This window comes from Micromonospora sp. NPDC050200 (genome assembly GCF_040656135.1).
Lineage (GTDB): Bacteria > Actinomycetota > Actinomycetes > Mycobacteriales > Micromonosporaceae > Micromonospora.
In genome coordinates this window covers 28,876-50,236 of record NZ_JBFALG010000006.1, presented here as the reverse complement: position 1 = coordinate 50,236, position 21,361 = coordinate 28,876, and the positions used below count along the sequence as shown (strand labels likewise).

Sequence of the window (21,361 nt, the reverse complement as noted above, 5' to 3'; positions counted from 1 at the left end):
GTTCCTGGAAGGCCCGGTCGGGGTCGACGTCCTGCGGGCCGGCGTGCCCGAGGATCGCCGCCGCCAGGGTGAGCACCACGTCGAGTAGCGCGGACTCGCGTTCGTCGGCCGACAGCGTGGCGAGCCGCCGGGTCAGGGCCGCGGCGGCGTCCGGTCCGGCCCCGCCGCCGGTGCGCGCCGGCCGCCGCACCAGGCCACGGAAGAGCGCCGGCAGGTCGGGTACGCCGGCCAGCGCCGCCAGGTCCAACCCCACCGGTACGACCACCGCCGCGTCGGTGGCGGAGGCCGCGTCCAGCAGCGCGAGCCCCTCGGCGGGCGCCAGCGGGCGGACGCCGGTCCGCTCGACGCGGGCCCGGTCGCCGGCGGTGAGGTCGGCGGCCATCCCGGCGTCGCCGGCCCAGGCCCCCCAGGCGAGCGACTGGGCGGGCAGGCCGGCGGCCCGGCGGTGCGCGGCGAGCGCGTCGAGGCACGCGTTGGCGGCGGCGTAGCTGCCCTGGCCGGGGTTGCCGACCACACCGGCGGCGGAGGAGAAGAGCACGAACGCGGTGAGCGGCAGGCCGGCGGTCAGCTCGTGCAGGTGCAGCGCGGCGTCCACCTTGGGGCGGAACACGACGTCGACGCGGTCCGGGGTGAGCGAGCCGATCACGCCGTCGTCGAGCACGCCGGCGGAGTGCACGACCCCGGTGAGCGGGTGCGCCGGGTCGAGGCCGGCCAGCAGGGCCACCACGGCGTCCCGGTCGCCCATGTCGCAGGCGGCGAGCCGGACGTCCGCGCCGAGGGCGGTCAGCTCGGCGACGAGGTCGTCCGCGCCGGCCGCCGCCGCGCCCCGCCGGCTGGTCAGCAGCAGCCGGCGTACGCCGTGCGTGGTGACCAGGTGCCGGGCGACGAGCCGGCCGAGCAGGCCGGTCGCGCCGGTGACCAGCACCGTCCCCTCCGCACCGAACCTGCTGGCCGGCGGCGCGTCGGGGGTGGCGGCGAGCCGGGTGAGCCGGGCGACGTGGGCGGCGCCGGCCCGGACGGCGACCTGCGGTTCCCCGGTCGCGACGGCCAGGGCGAGCGCGGCCGGGTCGTCCGGGGCGTCGAGGTCGGCCAGGACGATCCGGTCCGGCTGCTCCGACTGCGCGGAGCGGACCAGACCCCAGACGGCCGCGCCGGCCAGGTCGGCGGCCTCCTCGCCGGCCACCGCGACCGCGCCCCGGGTGACCACCAGCAGGGTGGACCGGGCGTACCGGTCGTCGGCGAGCCAGGTCTGGACGCGCTCCAGGGCCTGGTGGGTGGCGCGGTGCACGGCGGCGGCATCCAGGCCGGGCTCCGGCCGCAGCACCACCACCTCGGGTACGTCGTCGCGGACGTCGTCCCACGCCGCCCAGCGCACGGGGGGCGCGTCGACCGGCCCGGCGGGCTGCCAGGCGAGCCGGTACAGCGGGTCCTGCCGGCCGGCGGCGAGCTGGGCGGCGGAGAGTTCCCGCAGGGTGAGCGACTCCACCGAGGCGACCGGCAGGCCGGCGGCGTCGGCGATGTCGAGGCGCACCCCGTCGCCGGCCGGGGTGACCCGGACCCGGACGGTGGCGGCGTCGGGGACTGCGACGGTGACGCCGGAGAAGGCGAACGGCAGCCGGACCGGCCCGACCTGACCGGCGTCGAGGCCGATCGCCTGGAGGCAGGCGTCGAGCAGGGCCGGGTGCATCCGGTATCCGTCGTCGGCGCCGTCCCCGGTCGGCAGGGCCACCTCGGCGTACACCTGGTCGCCGGCGGTCCACGCGGCGCGCAGCCCCTGGAACGCCGGCCCGTACGCCAGTCCGGCGGCGGCCTGGGCGTCGTACCGCCCGGCGAGGTCGACCGGGACGGCGCCCGGCGGTGGCCAGGCGGCCAGGTCGAACGACGGCGGCCGGGCTGCCGGGGCGACGGCGCCGGTGGCGTGCCGGGTCCACGGCTGGTCCGGTCCGCCGTCGCGCGAGTGGACGGTGACCGGACGGCTGCCCGTCTTGTCGGCCGCGCCGAGCAGCACCTGGACGGTGACCCCGCCGCGCTCCGGTACGACCAACGGCGCTTCGAGGACCAGTTCGGTGAGCGTGTCGCAGCCGACCTGCTCGCCCGCGCTCAGCGCCAGCTCCACGAAGCCGGTGCCCGGCAGCAGGATCGCGTCGCCCACCACGTGGTCGGCGAGCCAGGGCTGGCTGTGCACGGAGAGCCGCCCGGTGAGGACGGTGCTGTCGGAGCCGGCGAGGGTGACGGCGGCCCCGAGCAGCGGGTGGCGCGCGGCGTCGACCCCGACGGCGCCGAGATCCCCGTTGGGCGTGGTGGCCCGCTGCCAGTAGCGCTGCCGTTGGAAGGGGTAGGTGGGCAGGTCGACCGTGCGGGTGGTCGTCGGGAGCAGTGCGGTCCAGTCGACGGTGGTACCGGTGACGTGCAGCCTCGCCAGTGCGGTGAGCGACTGCCGGGGTTCGTCGTGGTTTCGCCGCAGGCTGGGGATGATCGTGACGTCGGTGAGGATGCCCTCGATGAGCGGGGTGAGTGCGGCGTCCGGGCCCAGTTCCAGGAAGGTCGTGGCTCCCGCCTCGTGCAGAGCGGTGATGCCGTCGGCGAACCGGACCGCCTCGCGGACGTGCCGCACCCAGTAGTCCGGGTCGGTCAGGTCGTCGGCGCTCGCGAGGGCGCCGGTCAGGTTCGACACGACCGGGAGCTGCGGCTCGGCGTAGCTGAGGCTCGCCGCGACGGCCCGGAACTCGTCGAGCATCGGGTCCATCAGACCGCTGTGGAAGGCGTGACTGACCCGCAGCCGGGTCGTCTTGCGACCCTGCGCGGTGAACTGCTCGGCCAGCGCCAGCACGGCGGCTTCCGGACCGGAAACAACCACCGACCGGGGACCATTGACAGCGGCGATGTCCACCCCAACGCTGCCGGCATTGACCCTGTTGCCGTTGCCATTGCGGTCGCCGTTGCCATTGCCGTTGCGGTCGCCGTCGCCGTTGCGGTCGCCGTTGCCGCTGCCGTTGCGGTTGCGGTTGCGGTCGCCGTTGCCTTTGCGGTTGGCGTTGGTGCCCGAGGTCGCCGACAGGTCACCACCGGCCGGCACCGCCACGTCAGAGGCTGAATCGTTTACGACATCAGCTCCAAAGGACCCGACCACCACACCCCGCCCCGCCAGCGCCGCCCGCACCTCCCCCTCCGACGCCTGCACCGCCACCATCGCCCCACCAACCGGCAACACCTGCATCAACCGACCCCGCGCCACCACCAACCGCGCCGCATCCGCCAGAGACCACACCCCAGCAACATGCGCCGCAGCCAACTCACCAATCGAATGCCCCGCCACAAAATCCGGCCGCACACCCCACGACACCACAAGACGGAACAACGCCACCTCAACCGCAAACAAACCAGCCTGCGCAAACCCCGTCCGCCGAACCAGGTCCTCGTCCTCACCCCACACGACGTCACACAACGGCCGGTCCAGATGCTGATCCAACTCCGCCACCACCGCATCGAACGCAGCGGCGAACACCGGGAAGGCCGCGTGCAACTCACGACCCATACCCAGCCGCTGGGCGCCCTGACCGGTGAACAGCACCGCCAGCCGGCCACCCGGCCGGGCCACCCCGGCGACCAGGCCGGGGGCGCTGGCGCCGGTGGCCAGGGCGGTCAGCCCGGCGGACAGCTCGGCCGGGTCCGCGCCGAGCACCACGGCCCGGTGGCCGAAGAGCGCCCGTCCGGTGGCGAGCGTCCGGCCCGCCGCCGGCACGTCCGCCGGGTCGATCCGCGCGGCGAGGGCTGCCAGCCGGCCGGCCAGCTCGCGTACGGCGGTGTCGGACCGCGCCGACACCGGCCAGGGCACGAGGCCGTCGGCCGGTCCGGTCGTGGCCGGGTCGCCGCCGCCCGACCCGTCGGCGGGGGCCTCCTCGATGATCACGTGGGCGTTGGTGCCGGAGAGCCCAAAGGAGGAGATCCCAGCCCGGCGCGGGTGCCCGTTCGCCGGCCACTCGCGCGGCTGGGTCAGCAGCTCGACCGCGCCGGCGGACCAGTCCACCTGCGGGGAGCGCTCCTCGGCGTACAGCGTGCGGGGCATCAGCCCGTGCCGCATCGCGAGGATCATCTTCATCATCCCGGCCACGCCGGCGGCGGCCTGGGTGTGCCCCAGGTTCGACTTGACCGACCCCAACCACAGCGGACGGTCCGCCGGCCGGTCCTGCCCGTACGTGGCCAGCAGCGCCTGCGCCTCGATCGGGTCGCCGAGGGTGGTGCCCGTACCGTGCGCCTCCAGCACGTCCACCTCGGCCGCCGGCACCCGGGCCGACGCGAGGGCCGCGCGGATCACCCGCTGCTGGGCGGGTCCGTTGGGCGCGGTCAGGCCGTTCGACGCGCCGTCGGAGTTGACCGCCGAGCCCCGGACCACCGCGAGGACGGGGTGGCCGTGGCGGCGGGCGTCGGAGAGGCGTTCCACCAGCAGCAGGCCGGCGCCCTCGGAGAAGCCGGTGCCGTCGGCGCCCGCGCCGAACGACCGGCACCGCCCGTCCGGAGAGAGCCCGCGCTGCCGGCTGAACTCGACGAACGTGTCGGGGGTGGCCATCACGGTCACCCCACCGGCGAGCGCGAGGGTGCACTCCCCCGACCGCAGCGCCTGGGCCGCCAGGTGCAGCGCGACCAGCGACGACGAGCAGGCGGTGTCCACGGTCACCGCCGGCCCCTCCAGCCCGAAGGCGTACGCGACGCGGCCAGAGGCGATCGAGCCGGTGTTCGTGTTGTCCTGGTAGTCGTGGTACATCACGCCGGCGAAAACGCCGGTGGGGCTGCCCTTGAGCGTCGCGGGGTCGATGCCGGCCCGCTCGAAGGTCTCCCAGGCGCACTCCAGCAGCAGCCGCTGCTGCGGGTCGATCGCCACGGCCTCGTTCGGGCTGATGCCGAAGAAGCCGGCGTCGAACTCGGCGGCGTCGGCGAGGAAGCCGCCGGAGCGGGAGTAGGTCCGCCCCTCGGCGCCCCGCTCCGGGTGGTAGATGCCGTCGACGTCCCAGCCCCGGTCGGCGGGGAAGTCGCCGATCGCGTCCACCCCGTCGGCCACCAACCGCCACAGCTCCTCCGGTGAGCTGACCCCGCCGGGGAAGCGGCAGCTCATCGCGACGATGGCGATCGGCTCGTCGGCCGCCCGCGTCGCCGGGGTGCCGGTGGCCGGGGCCGCCTCGCCGGGGGTGAGCACGCCGTCGAGGTGCGCGGCCACGGCGACCGCGGTGGGGTGGTCGAAGACCAGGGTGGCCGGCAGCCGCAGTCCGGTCACCGTGGTCAGCCGGTTACGCAGTTCCACCGCCGACAGCGAGTCGAAGCCGAGGTCCTTGAACGCCTGGTCGGGCTGGACGGCGTCGACCGTGGGGTGGCCGAGCACGGCGGCGATCTCGACGCGTACCAGATCGAGAAGGGCCTCGCGGCGCTCGGGCCCGGACCGGCCGGCGAGCCGGCCGAGCAGCTCGTCGCCGCCGGCCGGCCCGGTCGCGCCGGCTCGCGCGACCGGCCGGGCCGGCGGGACCAGGCCGCGCAGCGCGGCCGGCAGCGGTTGGCCGGCGGCGACCGCGCGCAGCGCCGGCAGGTCGAGCCGGACCGGCACCCGCAGCGGCTCCGCGGCGTCGAGCGCCGCGGTGAACAGGGCCAGCCCTTCGGTACGGGTGAGCGGGGGGAAACCGTTGCGGCCCAACCGGCGCAGCTCCGCGGCGGTGAGCCGCTCGCCCATCCCGTCGGCCGCCCACAGCCCCCAGGCCAGCGAGACGGCCGGCAGTCCGGCGGCGCGGCGGTGCGCGGCCAGGGCGTCGAGGAAGACGTTGGCGGCGGAGTAGCCGCTCTGTCCGGGCGCGCCGAGCACCCCGGCCGCCGAGGAGAAGAGCACGAACATCCGCAGGTCGCGGGTGAGCTCGTGCAGGTGCCAGGCGGCGGTCGCCTTGGGGGCGAGGACGGCGTCGACCCGCTCGGGGGTGAGCGCGGCGAGGACGCCGTCGTCGAGCACCCCGGCGGCGTGCACCACCCCGGTCAGCGGGCGGGCGGCGGGCACGCTGGCCAGCAGCCGGGCCAGCGCGTCCCGGTCGGCGACGTCGCAGGCGGCGACGGTGACGTCGCCGCCCAGGTCGGCCAGCTCGGCGACCAGTTCCCGGGCGCCGGGCGCGTCGATGCCGCGCCGGCTGGTCAGCAGCAGGTGGCGGACGCCCAGCTCGGTGACGAGGTGCCGGGCGACCAGCGCGCCCAGGCCGCCGGTGCCGCCGGTGACCAGGACGGTGCCGTGCTCGCGCGGCGCGGCCGGGGTCGCGGCATCCGCCGCCGCACGGACCAGGCGCGGCAACCGGATCTCGCCGCCGCGCAGCGCCAGCTCCGGTTCACCGCAGGCCAGCGCCGTCGGCAGGCAGCGGCCCGATTCGACGGTACGGTCGACGTCCAGCAGCGCGAACCGGCCCGGGTGCTCGGCCTCCGCCGCGCGCACCAGGCCCCACAGCGGCGCGGTGGCCAGGTCCACGTCGCCCTCCCCCACCGGTACGGCCTCCGTGGTGACCAGCACCAGTTGGGCCGCGCCGAAACGGAAGTCGGCGACCCAGTCCTGGGCCAGCCGCAGCGTCCACGCCACCGCCGCGCGCAGTCGCGTCGGCAGGTCGTCGCCGGTGAACGCCGGCACGGTGACCAGCACCCGGTCGGGCACCGGGGCGCCTGCCTCGACGGCGTCGGCGAACGCGGCGAGGTCGGGGTGGGCCGGCAGCTCCGCCGCGCCCGCCGGTGGCGTACCGACCAGCACCGCCGATCCGGTCCCGCCCTGCGGGGCGGGGCCGGTCAGCGGTACCCAGTCGAGCCGGTACATCGTGTCGGGGCGGGTGCCGGGGTCGAGCTGGTCCGCGCTGACCGCCCGGTAGTCCAGCGAGTCGACGGTGAGCACCGGCTGCCCGGCCGCGTCGGCCACGGTGACGGTGGCGCTGCGCGGGCCGCGGCGGGTGATGCGTACCCGTAGCGCGGTCGCGCCGGCGGCGTGCAGGGTCACCCCGCTCCAGGAGAACGGCAGCAGCGCGTCCCCGTCCGTGTCGTCGCCGCCCGTGCCCGGTTCGGCGGCGTCGCGGTCGGCGGCGTCGAGCAGGGCGGCGTGCAGGCCGGCGTCGAGCAGCGCGGGGTGCAGGCCGAAGCGGGCGGCGTCCGGGTGGGCCGGCTCGGGCAGCACGACCTCGGCGTACACCTCGTCGCCGTGCCGCCAGGCCGCACGCAGGCCCTGGAACGTCGGCCCGTACGCGTAGCCGTCGGCGAGCAGCCGCTGGTAGCCGTCGGCCACCGGCAGCGGGCTGGCGCCGGCCGGCGGCCAGGTGTCCAGCGGCGCGGCCGGTTCGGGTACGGACGCGGAGAGCAGCCCGGTGGCGTGCGCCGTCCAGGCGGTGTCCTCGGCGTCGTCGCCGGAGTAGACGGTGACGGTACGGGTGTCCGCCCCGTCCGCCCCGCCGACGACCACCCGCAGCACGACCGCCGCGCCGTCGGGCAGCGGCAACGGCGCCTGGAGGGTCAGCTCGACCAGGTGCGGGCAGCCGACCCGGTCGCCGGCGTGCACGGCCAGGTCGACCAGGGCGGCGCCGGGCAGCAGCACCGTCCCGGCGACGGCGTGGTCGGCGAGCCAGGGGTGGGTGGCGAGGGAGACCCGTCCGGTCAGCACCACCCCGCCGGAGTCCGGTACGACCACCTCGGCGCCGAGCAGTGGGTGGCGCAGCGCGGCGAGGCCGGCGGCGACGACCTCGCCGTCACCCGCCCCGGCCCAGGCGTCGGCCCAGTACTCCCGCGCGTCGGCCCAGTAGCGCTGCCGCTGGAAGGGGTAGGTGGGCAGGTCGACGCGGGCGCCGGTGAGCAGCGCGGTCCAGTTGACGGTGGTGCCGGTGACGTGCAGCCTGGCCAGTGCGGTGAGGGCCTGGCGGTGTTCGTCGTGTCCCCTCCGCAGGCTGGGAACGACGACGGCGTCGGTCACGATGCCCTCGATCATCGGGGTGAGGGCGGCGTCCGGACCGAGTTCCAGGAACGTGGTCGCCCCAGCGGTGTGCAGCGCCGTGATGCCGTCGGCGAACCGGACCGCCTCCCGGACGTGCCGCACCCAGTAGCCGGGGTCGGTCAACTCGCTCGTGGCGAGCGCACCGGTCAGGTTCGACACCACCGGAAGCTGCGGCTCGGCGTAGGTGAGGCTCGCCGCGACGGCCCGGAACTCGTCGAGCATCGGGTCCATCAACCCGCTGTGGAAGGCGTGACTGACCCGCAGCCGGGTCGTCTTGCGACCCTGCGCGGTGAACTGCTCGGCCAGCGCCAGCACGGCGGCTTCCGGACCGGAAACGACCACCGACCGGGGACCATTGACAGCGGCGACGTCCACCCCAGCACCGCCCGACGCCGTGATGTCGGAGGCTGAATCGTCTACGTCATCAGCTCCAAAGGACCCGACCACCACACCCCGCCCCGCCAGCGCCGCCCGCACCTCCCCCTCCGACGCCTGCACCGCCACCATCGCCCCACCAACCGGCAACACCTGCATCAACCGACCCCGCGCCGCCACCAACCGCGCCGCATCCCCCAGCGACAACACCCCCGCCACATGCACAGCAGCCAACTCACCAATCGAATGCCCCGCCACAAAATCCGGCCGCACACCCCACGACACCACAAGACGGAACAACGCCACCTCAACCGCAAACAAACCAGCCTGCGCATAACCCGTCCGGCGAACCAGGTCCTCGTCCTCACCCCAGATCACCGATCGCAACGGCCGATCCAGATGCTGATCCAACTCCGCCACCACCGCGTCGAACGCAGCGGCGAACACCGGGAACACCGAGTGCAGCTCACGACCCATACCGAGGCGCTGGGCGCCCTGACCGGTGAAGACCACCGCCGACCGGCCACCGGAGCGCGCGGTGCCGGAGACCACGCCGGTGGCGACCTCACCGGCCGCCAGGGCGGTCAGGCCGGCGGTCAGCTCGTCCCGGTCCGCGCCGAGCACCACGGCCCGGTGTTCCAGGGCCGCCCGGCCGGTGGCCAGGGACCACGCGACGTCCCGGTCGGCCAGGTCGTCCCGGCCGTCGAGGTGCGCGGCCAGCCGCTCCGCCTGCACCCGCAACGCCCGGTCGGTGCGGCCGGACAGCACCCACGGCAGCGCCGGCACGATCGCGCCGGCGCCGGCGGCCGGTGGGTCGGCCGGCCGGTCGGGAGCGGCGAGGCCCGCCGGCGCCTCCTCGATGATCATGTGAGCGTTGGTGCCGCTGAGCCCGAACGAGGAGACCGCCGCCCGGCGCGGGCGTCCCTGCGCCGGCCACTCCCGCGGCCGGGTCAGCAGTTCCACCGCGCCGGAGGACCAGTCGACCTCGTCGGAGGGCGCGTCGACGTGCAACGTCGCCGGCATCAGCCCGTGCCGCATCGCCTGCACCGCCTTGATCACCCCAGCCACCCCGGCGGCGGCCTGGGCGTGCCCCAGGTTCGACTTGACCGAACCGAGCCACAGCGGACGGTCCCGGTGCCGGCCGTACGTGGCCAGCAGCGCCTGCGCCTCGATCGGGTCGCCGAGCGCGGTGCCGGTGCCGTGCCCCTCGACCAGGTCCACGTCGGCCGGGGCGAGCGCGGCGGCGGCGAGGGCCGCCTCGATGACCCGCTGCTGGGAGGGGCCGTTCGGGGCGGTCAGCCCGTTGGACGCGCCGTCCTGGTTGATCGCCGACCCACGCACCACGGCGAGCACCGGGTGGCCCTTGCGCCGGGCGTCGGAGAGCCGTTCCACCAGCAGCAGCCCGATCCCCTCGGACCAGCCGGTGCCGTCGGCCCCGTTCGCGTACGCCTTGCACCGGCCGTCCGGGGCGAGGCCGCGCTGCCGGCTGAAGTCGACGAAGACGTCCGGGGTGGGCAGCACGGTCACGCCACCGGCCAGCGCCATCTCCACCTCGCCCTGGCGCAGCGCCTGGCAGGCGATGTGCAGCGCGACCAGCGAGGAGGAGCAGGCCGTGTCGATGGTGACCGCCGGCCCCTCCAGTCCCAGCGCGTACGCGACCCGCCCGGAGGCGATGCTGGCGCCGCTGCCACCGCTGAGGTACGCCGCGATCTCCTCGGGCACGTGCTGCTGCACCCGGCTGCCGTACTCGGTGTACATGACGCCGACGTAGACGCCGGTGCGGCTGCCCCGCATGGCGACGGGGTCGATGCCGGCCCGCTCGAACGCCTCCCAGGCGCCCTGGAGCAGCAGCCGCTGCTGCGGGTCCATGGCGAGCGCCTCGCGCGGCATGATGCCGAAGAACTCCGGGTCGAACTCGGCCGCGTCGTGCAGGAACCCGCCGGTCTTGACGTACGTCTTCCCGGCCGCGCCGGGCTCCGGGTCGTAGACCGCGTCGACGTCCCAGCCCCGGTCGACCGGGAACTCGGAGATCGCGTCGCGCTCCTCGACCAGCAGCCGCCACAGGTCGTCGGCGGAGCGCACCTCGCCCGGGTAGCGGCAGTGGATGGCGACGATGGCGATCGGGTCGTCGTCCGGCGGGGGCGCGGTCGGGGTGGTCGGGGCGGGACCGGCGGCGGGGGTGGCGCCGACCAGCCGGTCGGCGAGGAAGCGCGCGGCGGCCTCGGCGGTCGGGTGGTCGAAGACCAGGGTTGCGGGCAGCCGCAGGCCGGTCGCCTCGTTGAGGGCGTTGCGCAGTTCGACGGCGGCGAGGGAGTCGAAGCCGAGGTCCTTGAACGCCCGGTCGGGGGCGACCGTGTCGACGCCGGAGTGGCCGAGGACCGCCGCCACCCGGGCGCGGACCAGGTCGACGAGGACCCGGTGCCGTTCCGCCCCGGTGACGCCGGCGAGCCGTTGGGCCAGCCCGGTGGCGGCGCCGCCGCCGCTGCTGGTCGTACCGGCGGTGGCGCGCCGGGTGGGGGCGGTGACCAGGCCGCGGAGCAGGGTCGGCACCTCGCCCCGGGCGCGGACGGCGACCGGGTCGACGCGCAGCGGCACGACCAGCGGTTCGGCGGCCGTCACGGCGGCGTCCAGCAGCGCGAGCCCGTCGTCGACGCCGAGCGCCGGCAGGCCGAGCCGCCGCACCAGGGCGACGTCGTCGGCCGACGCTTCGCCGAGGTCCCAGAGGCCGAAGGCGACCGCGGTGGCGGGCAGGCCGGCGGCGGCCCGGTGGGCGGCGAGGGCGTCCAGGAAGACGTTCGCGGCGGCGTAGTGCCCCTGCCCGGCGGCGAGCACCAGGCCCCCGGCGGAGGAGAGCAGCACGAACGCGGCGAGCGGCAGGTCCCGGGTCAGCTCGTGCAGGTGCCAGGCGCCGTCCACCTTGGGGGCCAGCACCGGGTCGAGCCCGTCGGGGTCGAGGTCGGCGACCAGGCCGGCGCCGGGTACGCCGGCGGCGTGCACCACGGCGGTGAGCGGGTGGTCGGCGGGGACGGCGGCGAGCACGGCGGCGACGGCGGCGCGGTCGGTGACGTCGCAGGCGGCGACGGTGACGTCCGCCGCGCCGAGCGCGCGCAGCTCGTCGCGCAGCGCCGCCGCGCCGGGGGCGTCCGGGCCGCGTCGGCTGGTGAGCACCAGCCGGCGTACCCCGTGGGTGGTCACCAGGTGCCGGGCGATCAGCGCGCCGAGCCCGCCGGTGCCGCCGGTGACCAGCACGGTGCCGTCCGGCTGCCAGGCCGGTGCGCCGTCGGTGGGGCGCAGCCGGGCCAGTCGCGGCACGCTGACCCGGCCGGCGCGGACCGCCGCCTCGGGCTCGGCGGCGGCGACCGTGGCGAGCAGCCGCGCGGAGTCGGCGCCGCCGTCGGTGTCGAGCAGCCCGAACCGGCCCGGCTGTTCGCCGGCCGCCGCCCGCAGCAGCCCCCAGATCGGGGCCTGGGTCAGGTCGACGTCGTCGCCGGTCGAGGTGGCGACCGCCTGCCGGGTGACGACGGTGAGGCGGGCCCCGTCGAGCCGGCCGTCGGCCAGCCAGGACCGCACGGTCCGCAGCGTGTCCCGGATGGTGGCACGGGCCGCCGCGGCCGGGTCGCCCCCGGCCGGCCCGACGGCGAGCAGCACGAGGTCGGGGGTGCCGGTCTCCCCCGCGTCGAGCGCCGCGCCGAGCGCGGCCAGATCCGGGTACGCGGGCAGTCCGGTCCCCGGCAGGTCGCCGAGCACGACGGCCCGGCTGGTCGCCGGTGGGACCGGCGCCGGGGTCCACTCCAGGCGCAGCAGCGCACCGGCCCGGTCGTCCCGGGCGGCGGCCAGCTGCCCGGCGGAGACCGGCCGCACCAGCAGCGACTCGACGGTGGCGACCGGTCGTCCGTCGGGGTCGGCCACCCGGATCCGGCACTCCTCGTCGCCGCGCAGCCGTTCCAGGTGTACGCGCAGCGCGCGGGCCCCGCCGGCGTGCAGGGTCACCCCGGACCAGGAGAACGGCAGGAGTGTCTCGCCGTCCAGCGGCCCGTCCTCGCCGAGCTGGTCGGCGTGCATGGCGGCGTCGAGCAGGGCCGGGTGCAGGCCGTACCGCTCGGCGTCCTCGCCCTCGGGGAGCGCGACCTCGGCGTAGACGTCCTCGCCGCGCCGCCAGGCGGCCCGCAGGCACTGGAACGTCGGGCCGTAGCCGTAGCCGCGGGCGCGCAGCCCCGGGTAGAAGCTCTCCACCGGCAGTGGGGTGGCGCCCGGCGGCGGCCACTGGGTGAGGTCCCAGGTGGGCGGGGCGGCGGTCGGCGCGACCGCGCCGGTGGCGTGCAGGGTCCACGCTCCGTCCCCGCCCTCGGCTCGGGAGTGGATGCCGATCTGGCGTACGCCGCTGTCGTCCGGCGACCCCACCACCACCTGTACGGCCACCGCGCCCCGGCCGGGCAGGATCATCGGGGCCCGGTGGGTCAGTTCCTCGACCCGGCCGCAGCCGACGTGGTCACCGGCCCGGACGGCGAGTTCGACGAAGCCGGTGCCGGGCAGCAGCACCGCCCCGAGGATCTCGTGGTCGGCCAGCCAGCGCTGCCGGTCGACGGCGAGCCGCCCGGTGAGCACCACCCGGTCGGTGTCGGCGGCCGGTACGGCGGCGCCGAGCAGCGGGTGGCCGACCGGGTCGAGCCCGACCGAGCCGACGTCGCCGGCGGGCGGCAGCGGGTTCAGCCAGTAGCGTTCGCGCTGGAACGGGTAGGTGGGCAGGTCGACGGTGCGGGTGGTCGTCGGAAGTAGTGCGGTCCAGTTGACGGTGGTGCCGGTGACGTGCAGCCTGGCCAGTGCGGTGAGGGCCTGGCGGTGTTCGTCGTGTCCCCTCCGCAGGCTGGGAACGACGACGGCGTCGGTCACGATGCCCTCGATCATCGGGGTGAGGGCGGCGTCCGGGCCCAGTTCCAGGAACGTGGTCGCCCCAGCGGTGTGCAGCGCCGTGATGCCGTCGGCGAACCGGACCGCCTCCCGGACGTGCCGCACCCAGTAGCCGGGGTCGGTCAACTCGCTCGTGGCGAGCGCACCGGTCAGGTTCGACACCACCGGAAGCTGCGGCTCGGCGTAGGTGAGGCTCGCCGCGACGGCCCGGAACTCGTCGAGCATCGGGTCCATCAACCCGCTGTGGAAGGCGTGACTGACCCGCAGCCGGGTCGTCTTGCGACCCTGCGCGGTGAACTGCTCGGCCAGCGCCAGCACGGCGGCTTCCGGACCGGAAACGACCACCGACCGGGGACCATTGACAGCGGCAATGTCCACCCCAGCGGTGGCAGAGGCCGCCAGGCCGGAGGCTGAATCGTCTACGTCATCAGTTCCAAAGGACCCGACCACCACACCCCGCCCCGCCAGCGCCGCCCGCACCTCCCCCTCCGACGCCTGCACCGCCACCATCGCCCCACCAACCGGCAACACCTGCATCAACCGACCCCGCGCCGCCACCAACCGCGCCGCATCCCCCAGCGACAACACCCCCGCCACATGCGCCGCAGCCAACTCACCAATCGAATGCCCCGCCACAAAATCCGGCCGCACACCCCACGACACCACAAGACGGAACAACGCCACCTCAACCGCAAACAAACCCGCCTGCGCATAACCCGTCCGGCGAACCAGGTCCTCGTCCTCACCCCAGATCACCGATCGCAACGGCCGATCCAGATGCTGATCCAACTCCGCCACCACCGCGTCGAACGCCGACGCGAACACCGGAAACACGGCATGCAGCTCACGACCCATACCCAGCCGCTGCGCACCCTGACCCGTGAACAGCACCGCCAGCCGGCCACCACGGGCCACGCCGGACACCGCCCCGGGCGCGGACTCGCCGTCGGCGAGCGCGGCGAGGGCCGGCGACAGCTCCGCCGGGTCCACGCCGAGCACCACCGCCCGGTGGTCGAAGAGCGCCCGGCCGGTCGCCAGGGTCCGCGCCGCCGGCGCCACGTCCGCCGGGTCCATCGACCACGCGGACTCCGCCAGCCGACCGGCCAGGGCCCGGACCGCCGTCTCGGACCTGGCGGAGAGGAGCCACGGCACCACCGCCGGGAGGCCGTCGGGCCCGGCCGGCGCCGGAGGCAGGGTCGCCGGGGCGTCGTCCGGGGCCTGTTCGATGATGACGTGCGCGTTGGTGCCGCTGATCCCGAACGACGACACCGCGGCCCGGCGCGGATGCCCGTTCACCGGCCACTCCCGCGCCTGCGTCAACAGCTCCACCGCGCCGGCCGACCAGTCCACCTGCGTTGACGGCGCGTCCACGTGCAGGGTGGGCGGCAGGATGCCGTTGCGCATCGCGTGGACCATCTTGATGATCCCGGCGACACCGGCGGCGGCCTGGGTGTGCCCCAGGTTGGACTTGATCGAGCCGAGCCAGAGCGGGCGGTCCGTCGGCCGCTCCTGGCCGTACGTGGCCAGTAGCGCCTGCGCCTCGATCGGGTCACCCAGCGTCGTACCCGTGCCGTGCGCCTCCACCACGTCCACCTCGGCGGCGGGGACACCCGCCGACGCGAGCGCGGCCCGGATCACCCGCTGCTGCGACGGGCCGTTCGGCGCGGTCATGCCGTTCGACGCGCCGTCCTGGTTCACCGCCGAACCCCGCACCACCGCCAGGACCGGGTGGCCGTGGCGGCGGGCGTCGGAGAGCCGCTCGACCAGCAGGACGCCGACCCCCTCACCCCAGCCGGTGCCGTCGGCCGACGCGGCGAACGACCGGCACCGCCCGTCGGAGGAGAGACCGCCCTGCCGGTTCATGTCGATGAAGGTGTCCGGGGTGGACATCACGGTCACGCCGCCGGCCAGGGCGAGTTCACACTCCCCGGTGCGCAGCGCCTGGATGGCCCAGTGCAGCGCCACCAGCGACGACGAGCAGGCGGTGTCCACGGTCACCGCCGGCCCCTCCAGGCCGAGGACGTACGCGACCCGCCCGGAGACCACGCTGGTGTGGCCCCCGTTGCCCAGGTAGCCCAGCGCCTCCTCCGGCATCTCGCCGGGCCGGGTCGCCCAGTCGTGGTACATCACCCCGGCGAACACGCCGGTACGCGAGCCGGCCACCGAGTGCGGGTCGATGCCCGCCCGCTCGAACGCCTCCCAGGACGCCTCCAGCATCAGCCGCTGCTGCGGGTCCATGGCGCTGGCCTCGCGGGGGCTGATCCCGAAGAAGTCCGGGTCGAACTGGGCCGCGTCGTAGAGGAAGCCGCCCTCCTTCGTGGAGGTACGCCCCGACCGGCCCGGCTCCGGGTCGTACAGCTCGTCGACGTTCCAGCCCCGGTCGGCGGGGAACTCGGCGATGGCGTCCACCCCGTCGGCGACCAGCCGCCACAGCTCCTCCGGGGAGCTGACCCCGCCCGGGTAGCGGCAGCTCATGCCGATGATGGCGATCGGCTCGTCGGGGACGGCGTTGACCACGGTCCGGACCGGCTCGGCCGTCGGGCGCAGGTCGAGCAGCTTCTCGACCAGGTGCCCGGCCAGCGCCCGGGGGTTCGGGTAGTCGAAGACGAGGGTGGCGGTCAGCCGCAGACCGGTCGCCGCGTTGAGCCGGTTGCGCAGCTCCACCGCGGCCAGCGAGTCGAAGCCGATCTCGTTGAATGCCTGCCGGGGCTCGATCGCGTCCGCGCCGCTGTGCCCGAGCACGGCGGCCACCTGGGTACGGACCAGGTCGAGCAGGACCGCCGTACGCTCCGCCTCGGTGAGCTCGGCGAGCTGGCGGGCCAGGGAGAGCTCGACCGGGACGGCCCCGGCACCGGCCCGGGCGGCGGGCCGCCGGGGCGCGCGGACCAGCCGGCGCAGCAGCGGCGGCAGTTCGGCGGCCCGCTGCTGCAGGTCCGCCAGGTCGAAGCGCAGCGGCGCGAGGAACGCCTCGTCCACGCCGAGCGCGGCGTCGAAGAGGGCGAGGTTCTGCGCGACGGTGAGTTCCCGCAGGCCAAGGCGGCTCACCCGGTGCGCGGCGACGTCGTCGACCCCGGCGCCCATACCGATGTCGCGGGGCCAGAGCCCCCAGCCGAGGCTGATGGCGGGCAGCCCGGCGGCGCGGCGGTGCTCGGCGAGGGCGTCGAGGAAGGTGTTGGCCGCCGCGTAGTTGGCCTGCCCGGAGCCGTCGAGGAAGCCGGCGGCCGAGGAGTAGAGCACGAACGCGCGCAGGTCGGCGTCCCGGGTCAGCTCGTGCAGGTGCCAGGCGGCGTCGGCCTTGGGGCGCAGCACCGCGTCCACCCGCTGTGGGGTGAGGCCGTCGAACGTGCCGTCGTCGACGATGCCGGCGGCGTGCACGACGCCGGTGAGCGGCTGGTCGGCGGGGACCGCGGCCAGCAGCGCGGCGAGGGCGTCCCGGTCGGCGACGTCGCAGCCGGCGAGGGTGACCTGGGCGCCGAGGGCGGCCAGCTCGTCGCGCAGCCCGGTGGCGCCGGGGGCGTCCGGCCCGCTCCGGCTGGCCAGCAGCAGGTGCCGGACCCCGTGGGTGGTGACCAGGTGCCGGGCCAGCACCGCGCCGAGTCCACCGGTGCCGCCGGTGACCAGGACGGTGCCGTCCCAGGTGTCGGGGGCACCGGCGCGGGGGCGGCGGACGGGCACCAGGCGGGGGGCGAGCAGCCGGCCGTCCCGCAGCGCCACCTCCGGTTCACCGGCGGCGGCCGCGCCGGGCAGGGCGGTCGCCGGGGTGGCCGGGTCGAGGTCGAGCAGGAGCAGCCGGCCCGGGTTCTCGGCCTGCGCCGCCCGCAGCAGGCCCCACAGCGGCGCGGTGGTCAGCGCGACCCGGTCCCCGGGCAGCGCCCGTACGGCGTGCCGGGTCACCACGACCAGCCGGGTGTCGGCGAGCCGGTCGTCGGCGAGGACGTCCTGGGCCAGCCGCAGCGCCCGGTGCGTGGCGGCCCGTACGCCGGCCAGGGGCTCGCCGTCGATGGCGTCGAACGTCGCCACGAGCAGGTCCGGCACGGTCTCGACGGCCTCGGGGCCGGCCAGTGCCGGCACGCCGAGCGCGCCGGCCAACCCGAACGGGTCCGGGCCGAGGACGGCCACGGAGACCTCGGCCGTCGCGGGTGGGGGCTGCTCGGTCCACTCGATGCGCAGCAGGTCCCCGCCGCCGGCGCCGGCGCCGAGCTGGTCGGCGTCGACGGTGCGCACCAGCAGCGACCCGACGGTGGCGACCGGCGCGCCGGAGCCGTCGGCCAGCGCGACCCGGACGGTGTCCGGCCCGGTCGCGGTGAGCCGCACCCGCACGGCGGTGGCGCCGGAGGCGTGCAGGGTGAGGTCGTACCAGGTGAACGGCAGGGTCACCCCGTCGGCGGGCTGCGGCAGCGCCAGGTCCAGCGCGTGCAGCGCGGCGTCGAGCAGCGCCGGGTGCAGCCCGTACGCGGGACCGTCGGTGGTGGAGTCGGGCAGTGCCACCTCGGCGAACACCTCGCCGGCACGCCGCCAGACCGCGCGCAGCCCGTGGAAGGTCGGCCCGTAGCCGTAGCCCTGCTCGGCCAGGCGCGGGTAGAAGTCGGTGACGTCGACGGCCTCGGCGTCGCGCGGCGGCCACCGGGTCAGGTCGTCGTCGCGGGCCGGGGCGGCGCCGGTCGGGGCGAGCACGCCGCTGGCGTGCCGGGTCCAGTCGCCGCCGGCCGGGGTGTCCTCCCGACGGGAGTGGAACTCCACCGTCCGCCGCCCGTCGGCGTCCGGCGGGGTGACCACGACCTGGAGCGCGACGCCCGTGTCGTCCGGCAGGACCAGCGGCGCCTCCAGGGTCAGCTCCTCGACCAGCGCGCAGCCGACCTGGTCGCCGGCGTAGGCGGCCAGCTCGACGAGGGCGGTGCCGGGCACCAGGTTCACGCCGCCGATGACGTGGTCGGCGAGCCACGGGTGGGAGCGGCGGGACAGCCGGCCGGTGAGTACCGTGCCGTCCTCGGTGGCCAGGTGCAGCAGCGCGCCGAGCAGCGGGTGGTCGGCGGCGAGCTGCCCGACCCCGGAGGCGTTCCCGGTGGCGGGCGGGGAGGTCAGCCAGTAGTGCCGGTGCTGGAAGGCGTACGTGGGCAGCTCGACGCGGCGGGCGCCGCTGCCGGCGTAGCAGGCCGCCCAGTCGACCCGGGCGCCGCGGACGTGCGCCGCCGCGACCGCGGCCAGCACCTCCCGCTCCTCGTCGTGGTCGCGGCGCAGGGCGCCGACGAAGGCGCGGTCGCCGTCGGGCGCGACGCACTCCTGCGCCATCGCGCTGAGCACCGGGTCGGGCCCGAGTTCGAGGTACGTGTCGACGCCGGCCGCGTCGAGGAAGGCGATCCCGTCGGCGAAGCGGACCGGCCGGCGGACGTGCCGCACCCAGTAGTCGGGGGTGCAGAGTTCGGCGGTGGCGAGCCCGCCGGTCACGTTGGAGACCACCGGGACGCGCGGCTGCTCGTACGCGACCAGCTCGGCGACCCGGCGGAACTCGTCGAGCATCGGCTCCATCAGCGGCGAGTGGAAGGCGTGGCTGACCCGCAGCCGCTTGGTGCGCCGGCCCCGGCCGGCGAGCTCGGCGGCGATCCGCAGCGTCTCGTCCTCGACGCCGGAGATCACCACGGCGGCCGGGCCGTTGACGGCGGCGAGGTCCACCCCGTCGACGAGCAGCTCGCGGACCTCGTCCTCGGCGGCGGCCACCGCCACCATCGCGCCGGCCGAGTCCAGCTCCTGCATGAGCCGGCCCCGGGCGGCGACCAGCATGGCGGCGTCGGGCAGCGAGAAGACCCCGGCCGCGTGGGCGGCGGCCAGCTCGCCGATGGAGTGCCCGGCGACGAAGTCCGGCCGCAGGCCCCACGACTCGACCAGCCGGTAGAGCGCGGTCTCGACGGCGAAGAGCGCCGGCTGGGCATACCCGGTCTGGTCGAGCAGCGCCGCCTCTCCGGTGCCCTCGGCGGCGAAGAGCACGTCCCACAGCGAGTGTTCCAGCTGCAGGTCGAGGTGGCCGATCGCCTCCTCCAGGGCGTCGGCGAAGACCGGGTACGCGGCGTGCAGCCGGCGGCCGGTGCCGAGGCGCTGGCTGCCCTGGCCGGTGAAGAGCAGGGCCAGCCGGCCGCCGGTGGCGGTGCCCCGGAGCAGCCCGGGGGCGGGGTCGTCGGCGGCGAGGGCGCGCAGTCCGGCGCGTACCTCGTCGGTGTCGCGGGCCAGCAGCACCGCGCGGTGGGTGAGGGCGGCGCGGCCGGTGGCCAGCGACCAGCCCAGGTCGGCCAGCTCCGGCGGCGTTCCGGCGGGGTCGGTGGCGTCGAGCAGCCGGGCGGCCTGGGCGGGCAGCGCGGGCGCGGTCCGGGCCGAGACGACGACCGGGCGCAGGGCCGCGGCGACGGGCGGCGCGGGGTCCGCCGTGGGGGCCGGCTCGACCGCCGGCGGCTCCTCGACGATGACGTGGGCGTTGGTGCCGCTGACCCCGAAGGAGGAGATGCCGGCGCGGCGCGGGGCGCCGTCGGCGGGCCAGGGCCGGGCCTCGGTGAGCAGCCGTACGGTGCCGGCCGACCAGTCGACGTGCGGGGTCGGCGCGTCCACGCCGAGGGTGCGGGGCAGGGTGCCGTGCCGCATCGCCATCAGCATCTTGATCAGCCCGGCGGCGCCGGCGGCGGCCTGGGCGTGGCCGAGGTTGGACTTGATCGAGCCGAGCCAGAGCGGCGTGTCGGCCTGGTGCCCCCGCCCGTACGTGGCGATCAGCGCCTGCGCCTCGATCGGGTCGCCGAGGGTGGTGGCCGTGCCGTGCGCCTCCACCGCGTCGACCTCGGCGGCGGTGAGCCCGGCGTCGGCCAGCGCCTGCCGGATGACCCGCTGCTGGGCCCGGCCGTTCGGGGCGGTGAGGCCGTTGCTGGCGCCGTCGGAGTTGATCGCGGTGCCCCGGATGACGCCGAGCACGGGGTGGCCGTGGCGGCGGGCGTCGGAGAGTCGTTCGAGGACGAAGAGGCCGACGCCCTCGGCCCAGGCGGTGCCGTCGGCGGCGGCGGCGAAGGGGCGGCAGATCCCGTCCGGGGAGAGCCCGCGCTGCCGGCTGAACGAGGTGAACGCGCCGGGGTTGACCATGACCGACGCGGCGCCGGTCAGCGCCAGGGTGCACTCGCCGCGTTGCAGTGAGCGGACGGCCAGATGCAACGCGACCAGCGACCCCGAGCAGGCGGTATCGACGGTCAGCGTGGGCCCCTCCGTGCCCAGCACGTACGCCAGCCGCCCGGAGACGACGCTCGGCGAGTTGCCGGTCATCAGGTAGCCGTCGAGGCCGTCCGGGGCCTCGTGCAGCCGCATGCCGTATTCCTGCGGGTCGGCGCCGATGAAGACGCCGGAGCGGCTGCCGCGCAGGGACTGCGGGTCGATGCCGGCTCGTTCCAGGGCCTCCCAGGCGGTCTCCAGCACCAGCCGCTGCTGCGGTTCCATGGCGCTGGCCTCGCGCGGGCTGATGCCGAAGAACTCGGCGTCGAAGCCGGCGGCGTCGTCGAGGAAGCCGCCGTGGCGCACATACGTGGTGCCGGGGTGGTCCGGGTCGGGGTGGTAGAGCGCGTCGAGGTCCCAGCCCCGGTCGGTGGGGAAGCCGGTGACCACGGTGCCGCCGTCGGCGACCAGCGCCCACAGCCGGTCCGGGGAGTCCACCCCGCCCGGGTAGCGGCAGCCGATGCCGACCACGGCGATCGGCTCCTCCTCGGCCGGCGGGCCGGCGGGGGCCGGCTCGGACCCGTCCGGCCCCTCGCCGAGCAGCAGGGTGCGCAGGTGGTCGGCGAGCGCGGCCGCGGTCGGGTGGTCGAAGCCGACGGTGGGTGGCAGGGTCAGGCCGGTGGCGGCGGTGAGCTGCCGTTGCAGCTGGACCAGGCCGAGCGAGTCCAGGCCCTGCTCGCGCAGCGGCCGGCCGGCGTCGACGGCGTCCGGCGCGTCGTCGGCGCCGATCTCGCGCAGCACGGCCAGCGCGTGCGCGCGGACCAGGTCGACAAGGACGCGCGTCTGCTCCGGTCCCGGCAGGCCCGCCAGGCGGGCGGCCGACGTGGGCGTTCCCCGGTTCTCCGTACCCTCTTCTGCCAC

General features: G+C 76.3%; 1 protein-coding gene (cut by a window edge). It reads right to left on the bottom strand.

The window, feature by feature from the left end; all coding sequences use genetic code 11:
• A protein-coding gene (locus tag AB0I41_RS06395) for an SDR family NAD(P)-dependent oxidoreductase (RefSeq protein WP_357102503.1) crosses the window boundary here: on the bottom strand, positions 1–21,361 show its 5' portion. It extends 386 nt beyond the left edge of the window; 21,361 of the gene's 21,747 nt are visible here — the first part of the coding sequence; it begins with the start codon at positions 21,359–21,361; the stop codon falls past the left edge of the window.